This is a genomic window from Neisseria sp. HMSC078C12, from assembly GCF_001838065.1.
In the GTDB taxonomy this organism is placed as follows: domain Bacteria; phylum Pseudomonadota; class Gammaproteobacteria; order Burkholderiales; family Neisseriaceae; genus Neisseria.
The window spans coordinates 140,323-157,463 of record NZ_KV835611.1 but is presented as its reverse complement, the minus strand read 5'-3'; the positions used below and the strand labels follow the sequence as shown (position 1 = coordinate 157,463).

General features: G+C 47.9%; 17 protein-coding genes. 7 read left to right on the top strand and 10 right to left on the bottom strand.

The window, feature by feature from the left end; all coding sequences use genetic code 11:
- Window positions 1-143: 143 nt before the first annotated feature.
- Window positions 144-725 (top strand): superoxide dismutase, encoded by a 582-nt coding sequence (locus HMPREF2596_RS07445; protein ID WP_070850580.1) that lies wholly within the window; start codon window positions 144-146, stop codon window positions 723-725.
- A 225-nt stretch (window positions 726-950) separates the two neighbouring features.
- The gene (locus tag HMPREF2596_RS07440; RefSeq protein WP_003747033.1) at window positions 951-2,492 is read left to right on the top strand and encodes an L-lactate MFS transporter; all 1,542 of its coding nucleotides are present in this window, start codon (window positions 951-953) and stop codon (window positions 2,490-2,492) included.
- A 60-nt stretch (window positions 2,493-2,552) separates the two neighbouring features.
- Here the strand turns inward: HMPREF2596_RS07440 and HMPREF2596_RS07435 are convergent, their stop codons facing one another.
- The 10 genes from HMPREF2596_RS07435 to cmk all read right to left on the bottom strand — a co-directional run bounded on the left by HMPREF2596_RS07435 (window position 2,553) and on the right by cmk (window position 12,346).
- Window positions 2,553-3,398: a DUF817 domain-containing protein gene (locus tag HMPREF2596_RS07435; protein ID WP_070850579.1), complete on the bottom strand. Its 846-nt coding sequence runs from the start codon at window positions 3,396-3,398 to the stop codon at window positions 2,553-2,555.
- 33 nt (window positions 3,399-3,431) lie between these two features.
- Window positions 3,432-4,697, bottom strand: a complete 1,266-nt coding sequence (gene ispG, locus HMPREF2596_RS07430) for a flavodoxin-dependent (E)-4-hydroxy-3-methylbut-2-enyl-diphosphate synthase (protein WP_070850578.1) — start codon at window positions 4,695-4,697, stop codon at window positions 3,432-3,434.
- Between the two features lies 1 nt (window position 4,698).
- Window positions 4,699-5,580 carry a helix-turn-helix domain-containing protein gene (locus HMPREF2596_RS07425; RefSeq protein WP_070850577.1) on the bottom strand — a complete coding sequence of 294 codons (882 nt, stop codon included), beginning with the start codon at window positions 5,578-5,580 and terminating at the stop codon, window positions 4,699-4,701.
- Complete coding sequence (gene pilW, locus HMPREF2596_RS07420; RefSeq protein WP_003683469.1) at window positions 5,581-6,336, bottom strand: type IV pilus biogenesis/stability protein PilW; 756 nt, start codon at window positions 6,334-6,336, stop codon at window positions 5,581-5,583.
- Between the two features lie 8 nt (window positions 6,337-6,344).
- Entirely contained in the window at window positions 6,345-7,433 is a 1,089-nt protein-coding gene (rlmN, locus tag HMPREF2596_RS07415; protein WP_036490631.1) for a dual-specificity RNA methyltransferase RlmN, read from the bottom strand.
- Between the two features lie 171 nt (window positions 7,434-7,604).
- Complete coding sequence (gene ndk / locus HMPREF2596_RS07410) at window positions 7,605-8,030, bottom strand: nucleoside-diphosphate kinase (protein ID WP_003747024.1); 426 nt, start codon at window positions 8,028-8,030, stop codon at window positions 7,605-7,607.
- A 94-nt stretch (window positions 8,031-8,124) separates the two neighbouring features.
- Window positions 8,125-9,261, bottom strand: coding sequence for a cell division protein ZapE (zapE, locus tag HMPREF2596_RS07405; RefSeq protein WP_070850576.1), 1,137 nt, complete (start codon window positions 9,259-9,261; stop codon window positions 8,125-8,127).
- 259 nt (window positions 9,262-9,520) lie between these two features.
- Window positions 9,521-9,835, bottom strand: a complete 315-nt coding sequence (locus tag HMPREF2596_RS07395; protein ID WP_003678992.1) for an integration host factor subunit beta — start codon at window positions 9,833-9,835, stop codon at window positions 9,521-9,523.
- Window positions 9,836-9,845: 10 nt separating this feature from the next.
- Window positions 9,846-11,531, bottom strand: a complete 1,686-nt coding sequence (gene rpsA / locus HMPREF2596_RS07390) for a 30S ribosomal protein S1 (RefSeq protein ID WP_114139670.1) — start codon at window positions 11,529-11,531, stop codon at window positions 9,846-9,848.
- Between the two features lie 155 nt (window positions 11,532-11,686).
- Entirely contained in the window at window positions 11,687-12,346 is a 660-nt protein-coding gene (gene cmk, locus HMPREF2596_RS07385) for a (d)CMP kinase (RefSeq protein ID WP_070850574.1), read from the bottom strand.
- A gap of 216 nt (window positions 12,347-12,562) precedes the next feature.
- On the opposite strand from cmk, the gene ruvB reads away from it, so the two are divergent.
- From ruvB to pth, 5 genes are all read left to right on the top strand, one after another.
- Window positions 12,563-13,594, top strand: coding sequence for a Holliday junction branch migration DNA helicase RuvB (gene ruvB, locus HMPREF2596_RS07380; RefSeq protein WP_070712754.1), 1,032 nt, complete (start codon window positions 12,563-12,565; stop codon window positions 13,592-13,594).
- 122 nt (window positions 13,595-13,716) lie between these two features.
- Complete coding sequence (locus tag HMPREF2596_RS07375; protein ID WP_070850573.1) at window positions 13,717-15,624, top strand: ATP-binding cassette domain-containing protein; 1,908 nt, start codon at window positions 13,717-13,719, stop codon at window positions 15,622-15,624.
- Window positions 15,625-15,714: 90 nt separating this feature from the next.
- The gene (locus HMPREF2596_RS07370; protein ID WP_003683270.1) at window positions 15,715-16,146 is read left to right on the top strand and encodes a type II toxin-antitoxin system RatA family toxin; all 432 of its coding nucleotides are present in this window, start codon (window positions 15,715-15,717) and stop codon (window positions 16,144-16,146) included.
- On the top strand, window positions 16,139-16,411 hold the full coding sequence (locus HMPREF2596_RS07365; protein ID WP_070850572.1) for an RnfH family protein: 273 nt from the start codon (window positions 16,139-16,141) through the stop codon (window positions 16,409-16,411). Before HMPREF2596_RS07370 ends, HMPREF2596_RS07365 begins: the two co-directional genes overlap by 8 nt.
- Before the next feature lie 54 nt (window positions 16,412-16,465).
- Window positions 16,466-17,044, top strand: coding sequence for an aminoacyl-tRNA hydrolase (pth, locus tag HMPREF2596_RS07360; protein ID WP_003683307.1), 579 nt, complete (start codon window positions 16,466-16,468; stop codon window positions 17,042-17,044).
- The last annotated feature ends 97 nt before the right edge of the window (window positions 17,045-17,141 follow it).

The window sequence follows — 17,141 nt, the reverse complement described above, 5'->3', positions numbered from 1 at the left end:
CTGGCTGGAAAATTGTAATCCGCTATTATAACGCAGTGTAAGTTCAATTGGTTTGTTTAGGCTAAAGCAGGTAAAATAGTCATGTTGTCAATATGACGACGCACACTACCAAAATATAAATATCAACAATCAGGAGCACAAAAATGGAACATAAGCTGCCACAACTGCCTTATGAACTGGACGCATTGTCCCCACATCTGACCAAAGAAACTTTGGAGTTCCACTACGGCAAACACCATCAAACCTACATCACCAATTTGAATAATCAAATCAAAGGCACTGAGTTTGAAGAAATGCCTTTGGAAGAAATCGTAAAAAAATCTTCCGGCGGTATGTTCAACAACGCTGCCCAAACTTGGAACCACACTTTCTACTGGCTGGGCTTTACCCCTAAAGGCCAAGGCAAACCTGCCGGTGAGTTGGCTGCGGCCATCGACGCCAAATGGGGCAGCTTCGAGAAATTCCAAGAAGCATTCAATGCCTGCGCGGCCGGTACTTTCGGTTCCGGTTGGGCATGGTTGGTGAAAACGCCTGCCGGCGAATTGGAACTGGTTTCTACTTCCAATGCAGGTACTCCGCTGACTACTGAAAATACTCCGCTGTTGACTTGCGACGTATGGGAACACGCCTACTACATCGACTACCGCAACAGCCGTCCTAATTACCTGAAAGGTTTTTGGGAAATCGTTAACTGGGATGAAGTTGCCAAACGCTTCGCCGCATAAAACGATATGAATGAAAAGGCCGTCTGAAAGATTTTCAGACGGCCTTTTTGTTGATATTGGATGAGGAAAATGGTTTAGATGAATGTTTTTTCTGCCTGATGCGCAAAATTATCATGGAGCGGACAAAAAGGAAAATGGGAGATTAATGTTACAATATTGTTAACAATTTTTCGATTCCATATGATATGGAATCAGCGTTTGACATACATAAGATAAGAGGATTTTATGAAGTTTTTAGACCGTGAGGCGACCATTGCCAAACCCGGCTTTAATCGTTGGCTGGTACCGCCTGCCGCTTTGGCTGTGCATCTTGCCATCGGGCAGATATACGCTTATTCCGTGTTCAATGCGCCTTTAACCAAGCTTATCGGTATCACTGAGTCGGCTGCCGGAGATTGGAAGCTGACCACGGTGGGTTGGATTTTCAGTATTGCCTTGGCGATGTTGGGCGCGTCTGCGGCCATGTTTGGTACTTGGATGGAGCGAGTTGGTCCGCGTAAGGCGATGTTTGTTGCCGCCTGCTGTTTTAGTTTGGGCTTTTTTGTGTCGGCAATCGGCGTCCATACGCATAATCTGTTTTTGCTTTATTTGGGCAACGGCGTGATTGGCGGGATTGGTTTGGGCTTGGGCTATATCGGGCCTGTATCGACTTTGATGAAATGGTTTCCCGATAAACCGGGCATGGCGACAGGCTTGGCGATTATGGGTTTTGGCGGCGGCGCGATGTTGGCCTCGCCTTTGTCGGTATCGCTGATGAGTTTTTTCTCCAGTGAAACTTCGGTTGGCGTTGCACAGACTTTTGTGGTTTTAGGGTTGTTTTATTTGGTGTTGATGATGTTCGGCGCGTTTACGATCCGAGTACCTGCCGATGGCTGGAAACCTAAAGGTTATGTTGCGCCGAAAAACAAAAGCAAATTGGTCAGCAGCAATCATGTCAATGTCTCACAAGCCATGAAAACGCCGCAATTCTGGCTCTTGTTCTGGGTGTTGTGTTTGAATGTAACGGCCGGTATTGGTGTGTTAGGACAGGCTTCCGTCATGATTCAGGAGCTGTTTTCCGAGGCGTCTGTGGGAAAACAAGCGGCCATTGGTGCGGGCGCGGCGGCAGGTTTTGTGAGCCTGTTGAGCCTGTTTAATATGGGCGGCCGCTTTTTGTGGTCCAGTGTGTCCGATAAAATCGGCCGTAAAAATACTTATACCATTTTCTTCGTGCTCGGCTCGCTGTTGTATTTTGCCATTCCGTCTATTGGCGGAAGCGGTAACAAGGCTTTGTTTGTCATTGGTTTCTGCGTCATTATTTCCATGTATGGCGGTGGTTTTGCAGCCATTCCGGCTTATTTGAAGGATTTGTTCGGCACTTATCAAGTCGGTGCAATCCACGGCAGGATTTTGCTGGCATGGTCAACTGCTGCCGTTATTGGCCCGGTATTGGTTAACTATATCCGCCAAAGTCAAATTGAAAGCGGTGTTCCGGCTGCCGAGGCTTATAGCATTACCATGTACATCATGGCGGGTTTGTTGATTGTCGGTTTGCTGTGTAACTTGAGTGTCCGTTCGGTTCATGAAAAGCATCACGAGAAAGACATTAAAGTAGCGGCCCATAGCCGTAATCCCGATGATGAAACCGCTGTATCCGATGCCTATCTGATTAGTAAAAAAGTATCAGCGGGCGGTATCGGGGTGTGGTGGCGCTGGGCTTTGGTCTGCATTCCTTTGGGCTACGGCGTCATTATGGTGTTTGTGAAAGCCTTAAGTTTGTTTAATTGATTGTTGAAAATGAAAGGCCGTCTGAAAGTTTCAGACGGCCTTTTTATATATGTTGAACAATTAATCTTTTGATACGCTGATGGTATGTTTAATATGTTTTAAATTCGCAACGATGGTAAAAGTCATCATCACCAGTAAAGCCCATGAGCTCCATTTGCTGATGTGTACCGATGCCCACGCGCCGATTTGGTTGGGATAGCGCCAAACACCGAATAAAGTTCCTAAATTTTCCGCCAGCCAAATGAAAAATCCAATCAGGACAAAAGCGAGCAGGAGCGGCATTTTGCGAGTGGTGTCATAGGGCGTGTACAAGACTGTCGTCCGGGCGTATAGGCCGAGGGCAAAGGCTGCAAGATACCAGCGATAGTCGCCGATGTAGTGATGGGTAAAGAAATTGATATAAATCGCCAGCGCGCACAAAGTGCCCAACCAATATGGCGGATGGCTTTTGATTTTGAGGTCAAACAGCCGCCATGCTTGGATAATATAGCTGCCGACCGCGGCATACATAAAGCCCGCAAACAGCGGTACGCCGCCGATTTTGGTATATGCTTCTTCTGGATAGCTCCAGGATTGGATACCGCCTGATGTCTTGAACCACTCTAAAGCAAAGCCGACCAAGTGAAACAATGTAATCGATTTCACTTCGTCCCAAGTTTCCAGCTTGAAATACAGCATGGTTGCTTGCACGGAGACGGCAAAAATCAGCAGCAGGTCATAGCGCGAAATTCCCAGCCAACCTGTTTTCGGAATAAGAAACATGGCAATGAAAAACAAGCCTGCAAATAAGCAGGCTCGTGCTTCTTTCAAACCGAAAAACCAAAATTCAACGATAAAGCGTCGCCAACCATGCAAATCCTTGCGTTTGGGATGCTCTGTCAGCCAAGTATCCAGTTTGCCCAACATATTTTCAGACGGCCTCTTTATCTTGATAATGTTTTAGGCAGACTGAATCGGAATGACACGGTTTTGCTTATGTTTTGCGCCACCTTCGCAGTAGTTGGTTTTGACATAATCTTCAACGATTTGTAAAAACTCGGCAGCGATATTGTCGCCTTTGAGGGTCACTTTGCGTTCGCCGTCTACATAAACCGGCGCAACCGGTGTCTCTCCAGTGCCTGGCAGACTGATACCGATATCGGCAAGCTTGCTTTCGCCCGGGCCATTGACTACGCAACCCATTACGGCAACGTTCAATGATTCAACGCCTGGATACTCAGTGCGCCAAACAGTCATTTTTTGACGCAAATAGTTTTGTACGTCTTGCGCCAATTCTTGGAATACGGTACTGGTGGTACGGCCGCAGCCCGGGCAGGCGGTAACCATTGGTGTAAAGGAACGCAAGCCCATGGTTTGCAGGATTTCCTGACCGACAATGACTTCCTGAGTACGCGAACTGCCGGGCTCGGGGGTTAGGGAGATTCGAATGGTGTCGCCGATGCCTTCTTGCAGCAATACAGCCAAGGCAGCGGTAGATGCCACAATACCTTTGCTACCCATGCCAGCCTCGGTCAGACCGAGATGGAGCGGATAGCGGCAACGGCTGCCCAATTCGCGGTAAACCTGAATCAAGTCTTGTACGGCGCTGACCTTACACGACAAAATGATTTTGTCTTCGGGTAAACCCAAAGCTACGGCTTTTTCTGCCGACTCCAGCGCCGAAACAATCAAAGCTTCTTTCATGATTTCTTCAGGCGGCTTCGGTGTGGCAGAGGCCAAGTTGGCATCCATCATGCGCTTGGCAAGGCTTTGATCAAGCGAACCCCAGTTCACGCCGATGCGTACGGCTTTATTGTTTTCTGCCGCTGTACGAATCATAAAGGCAAATTTCTCATCGCCTTTTGCGCCTTTGCCGACATTGCCCGGGTTGATGCGGTATTTAGACAGGGCTTTGCCGCACTCGGGAAATTCAGCCAATAAGCGTTCGCCATTGAAATGGAAGTCGCCGATCAGGGGCGTGGTATAACCCATATCGTCTAAGCGGCTGCGGATTTCGGCGACTTTCGAAGCCGCTTCCGGAGTATTGACCGTGATGCGTACCATTTCCGATCCGGCATCGCTCAACTCTTTGACCTGTCGGGCGGTTACTTCTGCATCTGCGGTGTCGGTATTGGTCATAGATTGCACAACGACGGGCGCATCCGAACCGACGATGAGATGATCGATTTGTACTTGATGTGTCAGACGGCGTTTAGGTGTGGTCATTTTAGTTTTTTCCTGCAACAAAAGAGGCGGATTTTTCACCGGCAACACGGTGTTTTAAAGGCTCGATTGGTGTGCCGCCGTAATTGGCTTCCGAACCGGCTGCAATACCGATCCAAACATTATAAGGCGCACCGCCTCTCAGACGATGTTCGCTTCCGGCCGGAACAATGCGGCTGAATACTACTTTTCCATCTTTGTCTGCAATAATCAGATTGCTTCGGTATTGGACTTTAATCCACAGTTCGTCTTTTTCGACTTTGACGGCAGGTTTTTCTTCTACAACGGCAGAAGCTGCTGAAGCTGCTTGTTCATTGGCTGCTTCAGGCTTATTGGTAATTTCTTTTTTGCCATCTTCGGTCATTTCGCTAACGGCAACATTATCCGTTTTCAAAGCAGGCGTTTTCATCGTATCGGCAACATCTTTGCTGTTTTGAATATTTGCCTGTTCGTTTTCATAGCTGGATTTACTTTGCCAAAAGTAAACACCGCCTATTGCTAAAGCCAATGCGGCTGCACCCAATATCCATTTAGGGAAACCCTGTTTTTCAGCATCTTCGTAGCTTAAGCCGCTGTTGGTGCTGCGTGTTACTGCATATACATGGTCTTCAAGTTGCGGAGTAATCGAGTGCAAATGTTTGGTGATGGTTTGTTCATCGATTTTGAGGAATCGTGCATATGAACGAAGATAGCCTGAGACGAAGACAAGGCCCGGAAAATTTGAATATTCCCCTTTTTCCAAGGCATCAATTTGTTCGGCAGACAGTTTTAAACGTGAAGCAACATCTTCAATATCGATTTTGGCATCAGTTCTGTGCTTGCGTAATTCATCCCCCAGTGTTTTGGCGGCTTGTGTGTCGTAGTTGATTTTATCGTTATTTTCCATTTAGTGGCCTGTTGTAACAGTTTGTAGTTCGTCTGAATAAGGGAAGTTTGCCCTAAGTTGGGCTTCGTATTCGTATGCGGCGTGTTTATTGCCCAAGGCGGTAGCCAAACGCCAGCCTAAAAGCAAATCGTCAGCCTGCAGGACATCGACTTTGCTTTGGTATTGGCGGAAATAATAGTCGGCATCGTTCAGATTGCCTGCCATCATTTTGGTTCGGGCAAGCTCTTTGAAAGCAGGGAAGAATTGTGGATTGGCTGCCAAAGACCTTTCCAAATAGGCTTGAGCCAAAGAGTATTGGCCTAACCTTGCGCTGCAAATGCCTTTATTCATATTGGCAATAAAGGGACTCGGGTAGGTCGGGTCGGCCAGTGCTTTATCAAAATAAGCCATAGATTCGGCAGGTGCATTCATTTGATTGCATAAGAACCAACCGTAATTGTTGTTAACTTCCGCACTATCCGGTTTTAAAGACAATGCTTTAAGAAAGCTTTCCTGAGCTTTATCGCGGACCTTCAGATATTGATATATTTCAGCGCGTACCAGCCAAGCAATATCGTTTTTTGAATTGAATTTAAGTGCCTCTTCGATACTTTCGGTAGCTTGGCGGTAGTTTTGGCCGCGCATATATTCCACGGCAAGCTGGGTTTTGATATTGGAAACCTGAATGGCACGTTCTTTGGGGCTTGGTCCGGAAGAGGATGCGCAGGCAGAAAGAGTCAGTGCGGTAAGTAAAGCGAATCCGAACTTGATTTTCATAATTAACCTTATTGTTCGACCAAAATTTGTTGCCATTTTTGTTGGCGGCGTGTTTTATCTTGTACTTGTCCGGCCAATTGTCCGCAAGCGGCATCAATATCGTCGCCGCGGGTTTTGCGGACAGTAACGACAAAGCCGGCTTGTTGCAGAATATCGCGGAAGATACGGATATTCTCGTTGGTAGAACGTTCGTAGCCGGAATTTGGGAAAGGGTTGAACGGAATCAGATTGAATTTGCACGGTACGTCTTTAACCAATTCAATCAATTCGCGCGCGTGTTGGGCCTTGTCGTTGATGCCGTCGAGCATAACGTATTCAAAGGTAATAAAGTCGCGGGGGGCTTTGACCAGATAACGTTGACAGGCCGCCATTAATTCTTTCAACGGATATTTCTTATTCAGCGGAACGATTTGATCGCGCACTTCGTCGTTGGAGGCGTGTAAAGATACTGCTAAAGCAACAGGCATTGCATCGCGCAGTCTGTCCATTTGCGGAACCATGCCCGAAGTGGAAACGGTCACGCGGCGGCGGCTCAAGCCATAGCCGTGATCATCCAGCATAATGCTCAAAGCGGTAACAACATTATCAAAGTTTGCCATGGGTTCGCCCATACCCATCATCACCACGTTGGAGATAACGCGTTCATTTTTAGGGGTAACGCCCATGGCTTTATTGGCCCACCAAAGCTGGCCGATAATTTCTGCGGCAGTCAGGTTGCGGTTGAAACCTTGTCGTCCAGTAGAGCAGAAGGTGCATTCCAATGCGCAACCTACCTGGGAAGAGATGCACAAAGTGCCGCGTTCGGCTTCGGGAATGAAAACGGTTTCTACACCGTTGCCCGTGCCGACATCCAGCAACCATTTGCGTGTGCCATCCGTAGATTCTTGTGCCATCATTAATTTAGGCACTTCGATTGTGGCTTGTTCATTCAGCTTGGCGCGCAATGATTTGGCCAAATCAGTCATTTCTTCAAAGTTTTGTGCACCGGCTTGATGTATCCAACGCATGACTTGCTTGGCGCGGAAAGGTTTTTCACCCATTTCGGCAAAGTGTTGCGTCAGTCCGTTTAAATCGTAATTCAGTAGATTGGTTTTCATGTATTTTTATGTTTCTCAATAAAGCTTTTAAAGTAAAGAGGCTTATCGGTCAGCTTTGCTTTAAAAGCCTTTAAGGGTTTCAGACGGCCTGTCATTTGCAGTGCATACAAAGCACTTTTGCCGTCCGATATGGAATCGGACGGCCGTAAAGCGGCTACAGGCTTTTTGCTTTTATCGTGGGCAGATTTCGCTTTGGCTGAAGAAGTAGGCAATTTCAATCGCAGCGTTTTCCACGCTGTCAGAACCGTGCACTGCATTGACGCTGACAGATTCTGCAAAGTCGGCGCGGATTGTGCCTGGAGCGGCATCAGCTGGATTGGTTGCGCCCATCAATTCACGATTTTTAGCAACGGCGTTTTCACCTTCCAATACTTGAATCATGACGGGATTGCGTGTCATGAATTTAACTAAGTCTTCGTAAAAAGGGCGGCCTTTATGTACGGCATAAAACTCTTTTGCTTCGCGCTCAGACAGCTGCTTCATTTTTGCCGCAATAATGCGCAGGCCGTTTTCTTCAAAGCGGCTATAAATCTTGCCGATGACGTTTTTTTCTACCGCATCGGGTTTGATGATGGAAATCGTACGTTCGATGGCCATATTATGTCCTTGTTTTTATTGAAAGGTAAGTTGTCGTAACCCAAAGGCAAGGGGAGTGTATTTTACCAAATTTCGCCCTTTTTTGGGAAAGGCATTATTTGCTTAAAGTCAGGTGCGGTTGCTCCAAATAGACTTCAGACTGCATTTCGACCATGCGGCTGGCTGTACGGGTAAATTCTTCGGCAAAATCGCCTTCAACATAAATATCGTTTACGCCAACGGCACTGGTGGCGCACAATTTCACGCGGAAGTCATATAAAACGTCAATCAACCATGTCAGACGGCGTGCTTCTGCTTTTTCTTGAGGGGTCAGGCGTTCCAATCCTGATAGAAAAACCATCTCGTAATGTTCGGCCAAATACAGATAGTCGGCTTGTGATCGCGGGCCGAAACACAATGCACGGAAATCAAACCAGATGGCGCGTTCCGACTGGGCTTTATGAGGAATTTCCCGTCCATGAATAATGCTGATTCCCGGATTCAATTCAGAGATTCCGCTCATTTCTTTAAATAAAACGGCCAGTTTTTGCTCGTTTTCTTCATTATTGGGTACAAAGAAAATTTCGGCAGGACGTAGTGTGCGCAATCGGTAATCTTCGCCGCCATCCACATTTAAAACGGTCAGATTAGATTCGATAAGGGCGATGGTTGGCAGAAAGCTGCTGCGATTTTGGCCTTGAGGATAGAGTTCGGATGGAGCGTAGTTGGAAGTAGCCACCAAAACAACACCTTCGCTCAGCAGGTTTTCCAACAAACGGCCTAAAATCATCGCATCGGCAATGTCGCTGACGTGAAATTCATCAAAGCATAATACGCGTGTTTCTTTGGCAATTTCTGCTGCAACGGCTTTTAAAGGATTTGCTTCACTCTTTAAAGCTTTCAGCCTTTGATGAATTTCGGCCATAAAGGCATGGAAATGCACGCGGCGCTTACGGCGATAAGGGAGACAGCCAAAAAAAGCGTCCATCAGGAAACTTTTACCGCGTCCTACACCGCCATAAAAATAGAGTCCTTTAGGTACTTGAGGGGAACGCAGGCTGCGGCCGAGAAAACGGTTGCGTTTGCGTTTGAACATCATCAGCTCGGTCCATAAGCGATCCAAATACTCAATGGCTCGTGCTTGTGCTTCGTCACGGATGAAGTTGGGTTGTTCGGCGGCGGCCTGATACCAAGTCAATGGGCTGTGGTTTTCAAATGGCGGTGGCGTAAATAGTTGGTCTCTATTGCTCATGTATAACCTTTATTATGTTTTGCTGGCGATAGTCGAAACATCATCCACAATAATATGGACAGTAGTCGGAATGATGTTCTCATTATGGAATAGTCGGTCTATTATAAATGATTTCAGACGGCCTGCGTTTTTTGCAAAGGCTTTGTTGTCAATATAGTTGGAAAAGTGTGCGATTAAAGTGCAAGTAAAAAGGGCTGGCTTTAGTATTTTTGAAAAAACAAAAAAACGCCACATTTCTGCGGCGTTTTGCTACTAAGTATTAATGAGCACTTTCTTGCAATGCCAAGTCTACACGCTCACGCAACTCTTTACCCGGTTTGAAGTGGGGAACATGTTTTTCAGGCACTTCCACACGTTCGCCGGTTTTAGGGTTGCGCCCGATACGGGCAGGGCGGTGGTTCAAGTCGAAGCTGCCGAAGCCGCGGATTTCGATACGTTGTCCACGAGCCAGTGAGCGGGTCATGGTATCAACCAAGACTTTTACACTGTATTCGACATCTTTAGCCAGCAGTTGGTTGCCATTTTTTTCGGCAAACACTTCTGCGAGGCGAACCATCAATTCAGACTTCGTCATGTCTGCAACCTTATTCTTGGTCGCCGGACAGTTTGGCTTTCAGCAAGTCGCCCAAGCTGGTAGTACCGGCATTGGCAGTTGCAGCGGCGTTAACTGAATTCAGCACTTCGCGGTTTTCTTTAGCGTCTTTCGCTTTAACAGACAGACGGATGCTGCGGTTTTTGCGGTCAACGGTAACGATAACGGCTTCAACTTCGTCGCCTTCTTTCAGTTTGGTAGTCAGGTCTTCAACGCGGTCAGCGGCGAATTCAGAAGCAGGCAGGTAGCCTTCAACTTCTTCAGACAGAGCAACTACGGCACCTTTGGCGTCAACAGATTTCACAGAACCTTTAACCAAAGAGCCTTTGTCGTTTACGCTGATGAAGTTGCCGAACGGATCACCTTCCAGTTGTTTGATGCCCAAAGAGATGCGTTCTTTTTCAACGTCGATGGCCAATACAACGGCTTCAACTTCTTCGCCTTTTTTGTATTTGCGTACAGCTTCTTCGCCGGCTTCAGTCCAAGACAGGTCAGACAAGTGAACCAGACCGTCGATACCGCCAGGCAGACCTACGAATACGCCGAAGTCAGTGATGGATTTAACTGCGCCGGAGATTTTGTCGCCTTTGTTGTGGTTGGCGGCAAATTCTTCCCAAGGGTTAGCTTGGCATTGTTTCATACCCAAAGAGATACGGCGGCGGTCTTCGTCAATTTCCAAAATCATGACTTCAACTTCGTCACCCAGTTGAACAACTTTGCTTGGGTGTACGTTTTTGTTGGTCCAATCCATTTCGGAAACGTGTACCAAACCTTCGATGCCTTGTTCGATTTCAACGAACGCACCGTAGTCAGTCAGGTTGGATACTTTACCGAACAGGCGGGTACCTTGTGGGTAACGACGGGTCAGGCCGCTCCAAGGATCTTCGCCCAGTTGTTTCATACCCAGGGAAACGCGTTGTTTGTCTTGGTCGAATTTCAGAACTTTGGCTTCTACTTCTTGACCAACTTCCAAAACTTCGCTTGGGTGTTTCACACGGCGCCATGCCAAGTCGGTGATGTGCAACAGACCGTCGATGCCGCCCAAGTCAACGAATGCACCGTAATCGGTGATGTTTTTAACGATACCTTTGATAACTGAACCTTCTTGCAGGTTTTCCAGCAAGGCTTTGCGTTCTTCGCCCAAAGTAGCTTCCAGAACAGCGCGGCGGGACACAACGACGTTGTTGCGTTTTTTGTCCAGTTTGATCACTTTGAATTCAATTTCTTTGCCTTCGAAGTGAGAAGTGTCTTTTACAGGACGTACGTCAACCAAAGAACCCGGCAGGAATGCGCGGATGCTGTTGATCATAACAGTCAGGCCGCCTTTGACTTTGCCATTGATAACGCCGGACAGGATGTCGCCGTTTTCCATAGCTTCTTCCAAAGCGATCCAGTCGGCAGCGCGTTTGGCTTTTTCGCGGGACAGTTTGGTTTCGCCGAAGCCGTTTTCAACAGATTCGATGGTAACGGTAACGAAATCGCCAACTTTAACTTCAATCTCGCCCTGAGCGTTTTTGAATTCAGCAACATCAATCAGAGATTCTGATTTCAGACCTGCGTTAACGGTAACGAAGTTTTGATCGATGCCGACTACTTCGGCAGTAATCACTTCACCTGGGTTCATCTCTTGCAGGGTAAAGCTTTCTTCCAGCAGCTGGGCAAAATTTTCCATAGTCATATATACTCTTTTCGGTACACCGCCAAGGGGTGCGGGTTAGGTTTGAAATGACCTGCCGTCCTTGGCGCGGCAGGTTGGGAAATGTTTTCAGACGGCCTTGTTATTAGGGGCAACAGGCCGTCTGAAATGAAAACTTCGCGATTATACTCCAAATTTTAAACTTTATGATACCAATCAAGCACTTTTTTTACAGCTTCTTCGATAGAAAGGTTGTCAGTGTCTAAAAGCAGGGCGTCGGGCAGCTGTTTCAACGGGGCAACAGGGCGGCGGCGGTCTGCTTCGTCGCGCGCTTCAATGTCTGACAAGATACGCTCGAATGCAACCCCTTCGCATGGGATACCGAGTTGTTTGGCACGACGTTGGGCGCGAACATTGGCACTTGCAGTCAGGAAGATTTTTAATGCGGCATCAGGGAAAATAACCGAGCCGATATCGCGGCCGTCGGCGACCAAACCTTTTTCGGTCAGGAAATCGCGTTGGCGCTGCAAAAGGGCGGTACGCACTTTAGGCAACTGCGCGACAGCAGATGCGCCCATGCCGATCGCTTCGGTACGGATTTGCTCGGATACATCTTCGCCGTTTAATAATACAACGCTGCCTTCAAATTGTGCGGGCAAGGTTTCTGCCAGTGTGCTGACGGCATCTTCATCTGTCCAGGCAACATTTTGTTTTTGTGCGTAAAGCGCCGTCAGGCGGTAAAGCGCACCGGAATCGAGGTAAAGAAAACCCAAGGCTTTGGCTACGCGTGAGGCAACCGTCCCTTTGCCGGATGCGCTGGGGCCGTCGATGGCGATGACTTTTTGCTTGAGGCTCATGTGTTCTCCTGAATGCGATAGGTATTTGAATTAACCGTTTATTATACGTTGCTTTGGCCGTCTGAAAACGAAAATTTTTGTGTGATTTAAATTTGAAGGAAAAGTGGCTCGGCCTTATCGGGTATAATGGCCAAAATCATAATTTAACCGCTTTATCTGATTGTTCGGGCCGTCTGAAACAACGGGCCAGGAATGATCTTAGAATTTAGAAACATTATGTTACAAACCGATAATCTTACTTCTGCACAACCTCAGCGCATTATCACTGCTCAAAATATTTCAGCTCAGGAAGAATTGCTTGAACGCGCTTTACGTCCGAAAACTTTAGACGACTATATCGGGCAGGACAAGGCCAAAGAGCAGTTGGCTATTTTTATTCAGGCGGCGAAAAAACGTGGCGAAGCGCTTGACCATACTTTGCTATTTGGCCCACCGGGTTTGGGTAAAACTACTTTGGCGCATATTATCGCTAAAGAGTTGGGCGTTAATTTGCGTCAAACCAGCGGCCCGGTTTTAGAGCGCGCCGGCGACCTTGCTGCTTTATTGACCAACCTAGAGCCGCATGATGTGCTGTTTATTGATGAAATCCACCGTTTAAGCCCCGTGGTTGAAGAAATCCTTTATCCTGCGCTTGAAGATTATCAGTTGGACATCATGATTGGAGAGGGGCCGGCCGCACGTTCGGTCAAAATCGATTTGCCGCCGTTTACATTGGTAGGCGCGACGACCCGTGCCGGTATGTTGACCAATCCGTTGCGCGACCGTTTCGGTATTGTGTCCCGATTGGAGTTTTATCAAAACAAAGACTTGGCGACTATTGTTGCCCGTTCTGCTCAATTGTTGCAGTTGGAAATGGGTGAAGAGGGTGCGATGGAAGTGGCCAAGCGCAGCCGCGGTACGCCGCGTATTGCCAACCGCCTTTTACGACGTGTACGCGATTACGCCGATGTGAAAAACAACGGCGTGATTGATGCGGAAATTGCCGATGCTGCCTTGAGTATGCTGGATGTGGACGGGCAGGGTTTGGATGTGATGGACAGAAAATTCCTTGAGGCGATTCTGCACAAATTCAGCGGCGGCCCTGTCGGTTTGGAAAACGTGGCCGCTGCGATTGGCGAATCGACCGATACCATCGAAGATGTGATTGAACCTTATCTGATTCAGCAGGGCTTTTTGCAGCGTACACCGCGCGGACGCGTGGCAACCGAACGAGCCTATCTGCATTTCGGCTTGAAGGTTCAAGAATAATAATGAAGGCCGTCTGAAAACTGCTTTCAGACGGCCTGATACTTTCAATTTCATATGATTGTCGGCAAATATCTGCCGATAATCGGTTAAAATGTCCCCCTTTTCTTTTTTGAAGTTTCCCCATGAATATCTTATCCGTAGAAAATGCTTCTTTTGCCGTTGGCCACGTTGCCTTGCTCGACAAAACTTCTTTTCAACTCGACAGCGGCGAAAAAATTGGTTTAATCGGCCGCAACGGTGCGGGTAAGTCTTCGTTTTTAAAAATCCTTGCAGGCGTACAAAAGCTCGATGACGGGCAGATTATTGTTCAAAATAACCTCAAAATCGTTTATGTGCCGCAGGAGTCCTTTTTTGATAAGGACGCAACCGTATTTGATACCGTTGCCGAAGGTTTGGGCGAAATTCGCGATTTATTGCGCCGTTATCATCACGTCAGCCATGAGTTGGAAAATGGTTCGAGTGAGGCTTTGTTGAAAGAACTCAACGAATTGCAGCTTGAAATCGAAGCGAAGGACGGCTGGAAGCTGGATGCGGCGGTGAAGCAGACTTTGGGCGAACTCGGTTTGCCAGAAAACGAAAAAATCGGCAACCTCTCCGGCGGACAGAAAAAGCGTGTCGCCTTGGCGCAGGCTTGGGTGCAGAAGCCCGACGTATTGCTGCTGGATGAGCCGACCAACCACTTGGACATCGACGCGATTATCTGGCTGGAAAACCTGCTCAAAGCGTTTGAAGGCAGTTTGGTTGTGATTACCCACGACCGCCGTTTTCTGGACAACATTGCCACGCGCATTGTCGAACTCGACCGCGGCATTTTGCGCTCCTATCCCGGCTCGTTCTCCAAATACAGCGAGAAAAAAGCGCAGGAATTGGCGGTTGAAGCGGAACACAATCGCCTCTTCGATAAATTCCATGCTCAGGAAGAGGCATGGATACGCAAAGGCATAGAAGCGCGCCGCACCCGCAACGAAGGCCGCGTGCGCCGTTTGGAAGAATTGCGCCGCCAACGCGCCGAACGCCGCAACGTACAAGGGCATGTCAACTTCAAGCTCGACAGCGGCGAAAAAAGCGGCAAAATCATCGCCGAACTGGAACACGCTTCGTTTGCCTATGGCGACAAAGTCATCATGGACAAATTCTCCGCCATCTTGCAGCGCGGCGACAAAATCGGTTTAATCGGCCCCAACGGCATCGGCAAAACCACCTTCCTCAAGCTGATTCTGGGCGAATTGCAGCCGACCTACGGCAGAATCCGTATTGGCAGTAAGCAGGAAGTTGCCTATTTTGACCAGTTCCGCAGCGCGTTGAACGAAAACGATACCGTGTTTTACACGCTCGGACAGGGCAATGATTACGTTGAAGTCGGCGGTAAGAAAAAGTATGTAATGAGCTATTTGGAAGATTTTCTGTTCCACCCCGCCCGTGCGCAAAGCCCTGTTTCATCGCTCTCCGGTGGCGAACGCAACCGCCTTCTGCTGGCAAAACTCTTCACCCGTCCTGCTAATATTTTGGTCTTGGACGAACCGACCAATGACTTGGACATCGATACCCAAGAGCTGCTCGAAGACTTGCTGCGCGATTACCAAGGCACGGTATTCCTTGTTTCGCATGACCGTATGTTCTTGGATAATGTAATTACCCAAAGCATTGTTTTCGAAGGACAAGGCCGTCTGAAAGAATACATTGGCGGCTATCAGGATTATATCGACGCAAAATCGCGGGAAGAGAAAATTCAGATGGCCTCTGCGCCTAAAGCGGTTGCCGAGCCTGAGAAAGTCAAACCCAAAGCCAACCGCACGGTCAAACTTTCCTATAAAGAACAGCGTGAACTCGATGCCCTGCCTGATGAAATCGCAGCTTTGGAAACTGAGCAGGCTGAAATCAATACCCAGCTTTCCGATCCTGAAATTTTTAAAGATTACGAAAAAGCAGGTGCATTGCAAAGCAGGGCCGAAGAAATCGAAATGCTGCTTTTAGAAAAGCTGGAACGCTGGGAATGGCTGGAAGCGAAACAAAATGGAGAAGCAGTTTAAATTGGGAATTTTGTCCCAAAGTAGGGCGGATATTTTTCTACATCATGCCGTCTGAACCCCAAATATTTAAAAACAAGGTCTACAACCAACATGAAAAAAGTCGAGAAAAATGTATTGGTGCTGCATAGCGCTAAGGAAATGTTTGAGCTGGTGGACAAAGTTGAGGACTATCCAAAATTTTTGCCGTGGTACAGCAAGACCGAAGTCATCGAACGCAAAGGCAATGAGCTCAAAGCGCGCCTGTTTATGGACTATATGCGCGTCAAACAGTCGTTTGCGACGCACAACCACAATATCCCGGGGCAGGAAATCCGCATGGATTTGCTCGAGGGGCCGTTTAAAACCCTGCGCGGCACTTGGAAATTTATCGACTTGGGCGATGATATGTGTAAAGTCGAATTCAGATTAGAATACGATTTTTCCAATGCCGTACTCTCTGCCATGATTTCCCCAGTGTTCGGCCATCTCGCCGGTACGTTGGTGGATGCTTTTATTAAAGAGGCCGACCGCCGCTATGCTTGAGATTGAAATTGTTTACGGACTGGCCGATAGGCAAGTGTTGAAGGGTATGACCGTTGCCGAAGGTTCAACCGTACGCGAAGCCGCCCTGCAAAGTGGTTTGGAGGAGGAGTTTCCAGAGTTGGATTTGCAGCAAGCGCCTTTGGGTATTTTCGGCAAGGCGGTGAAAGATGAGACGGTGTTGCGAGATGGCGATCGGATTGAGGTTTATCGTCCATTGTTGATTGATCCGAAAGAAGCGCGACGTAAACGCGCCGGGCAAGAATAAATCCAAGGCCGTCTGAAACTTTTTCAGACGGCCTGTCAAACTGAAAGAACAGTAATGAGCTTGAAAATTAAATTAATCGTCGGTTTGGGTAATCCAGGCCAAGAATACGAACAAACGCGCCACAATGTCGGCTTTTGGCTGTTGGACGAACTGGCGTGGAAATGGAAAGTCAATTTTAAAGACGAAAAGAAATTTTACGGCGAAGTAGCGCGCGCCACTACGCCTGATGGCGATGTTTGGCTGCTCAAACCCATGACTTTTATGAACCGATCCGGTCAGGCAGTAGCCGCTTTGGCTCAGTTTTACAAAATCAAGCCGGAGGAAATCTTGGTGGTTCATGACGAGCTGGATATTCCATGCGGCCGTATCAAATTTAAACTTGGCGGCGGCAACGGCGGACACAACGGTCTCAAAGACATTCAGGCTCGTTTGGGTACGCCTAATTTCTACCGCCTGCGCTTAGGTATTGATCATCCTGGCGACCGTAATCTGGTTGTCGGTTATGTGTTGAATAAACCGTCAGCGGAACATAGACAGCAAATTGATGATTCTATCGCCAAATCCCTGCAAGGATTGCCGGCCGTGTTAAATGGCGAATGGGAAGAGGCAACGCGTTTTTTACACAGTAAGTAAGCGTGCCCAAATCAAACGGGCAGCCTTGCACATTAGTTCAGACGGCCTGAAAACAGACGGCGCAGTCTGGCTAGCGATAAACCAATTAAAGAAACAG

Coding starts and splice junctions, on each gene's coding strand:
- HMPREF2596_RS07445 (WP_070850580.1), top strand. CDS start 144: ATGGAACATAAGCTGCCACAACTGCCTTATGAACTGGACGCATTGTCC.
- HMPREF2596_RS07440 (WP_003747033.1), top strand. CDS start 951: ATGAAGTTTTTAGACCGTGAGGCGACCATTGCCAAACCCGGCTTTAAT.
- HMPREF2596_RS07435 (WP_070850579.1), bottom strand. CDS start 3,398: ATGTTGGGCAAACTGGATACTTGGCTGACAGAGCATCCCAAACGCAAG.
- ispG (WP_070850578.1), bottom strand. CDS start 4,697: ATGACCACACCTAAACGCCGTCTGACACATCAAGTACAAATCGATCAT.
- HMPREF2596_RS07425 (WP_070850577.1), bottom strand. CDS start 5,580: ATGGAAAATAACGATAAAATCAACTACGACACACAAGCCGCCAAAACA.
- pilW (WP_003683469.1), bottom strand. CDS start 6,336: ATGAAAATCAAGTTCGGATTCGCTTTACTTACCGCACTGACTCTTTCT.
- rlmN (WP_036490631.1), bottom strand. CDS start 7,433: ATGAAAACCAATCTACTGAATTACGATTTAAACGGACTGACGCAACAC.
- ndk (WP_003747024.1), bottom strand. CDS start 8,030: ATGGCCATCGAACGTACGATTTCCATCATCAAACCCGATGCGGTAGAA.
- zapE (WP_070850576.1), bottom strand. CDS start 9,261: ATGAGCAATAGAGACCAACTATTTACGCCACCGCCATTTGAAAACCAC.
- HMPREF2596_RS07395 (WP_003678992.1), bottom strand. CDS start 9,835: ATGACGAAGTCTGAATTGATGGTTCGCCTCGCAGAAGTGTTTGCCGAA.
- rpsA (WP_114139670.1), bottom strand. CDS start 11,531: ATGACTATGGAAAATTTTGCCCAGCTGCTGGAAGAAAGCTTTACCCTG.
- cmk (WP_070850574.1), bottom strand. CDS start 12,346: ATGAGCCTCAAGCAAAAAGTCATCGCCATCGACGGCCCCAGCGCATCC.
- ruvB (WP_070712754.1), top strand. CDS start 12,563: ATGTTACAAACCGATAATCTTACTTCTGCACAACCTCAGCGCATTATC.
- HMPREF2596_RS07375 (WP_070850573.1), top strand. CDS start 13,717: ATGAATATCTTATCCGTAGAAAATGCTTCTTTTGCCGTTGGCCACGTT.
- HMPREF2596_RS07370 (WP_003683270.1), top strand. CDS start 15,715: ATGAAAAAAGTCGAGAAAAATGTATTGGTGCTGCATAGCGCTAAGGAA.
- HMPREF2596_RS07365 (WP_070850572.1), top strand. CDS start 16,139: ATGCTTGAGATTGAAATTGTTTACGGACTGGCCGATAGGCAAGTGTTG.
- pth (WP_003683307.1), top strand. CDS start 16,466: ATGAGCTTGAAAATTAAATTAATCGTCGGTTTGGGTAATCCAGGCCAA.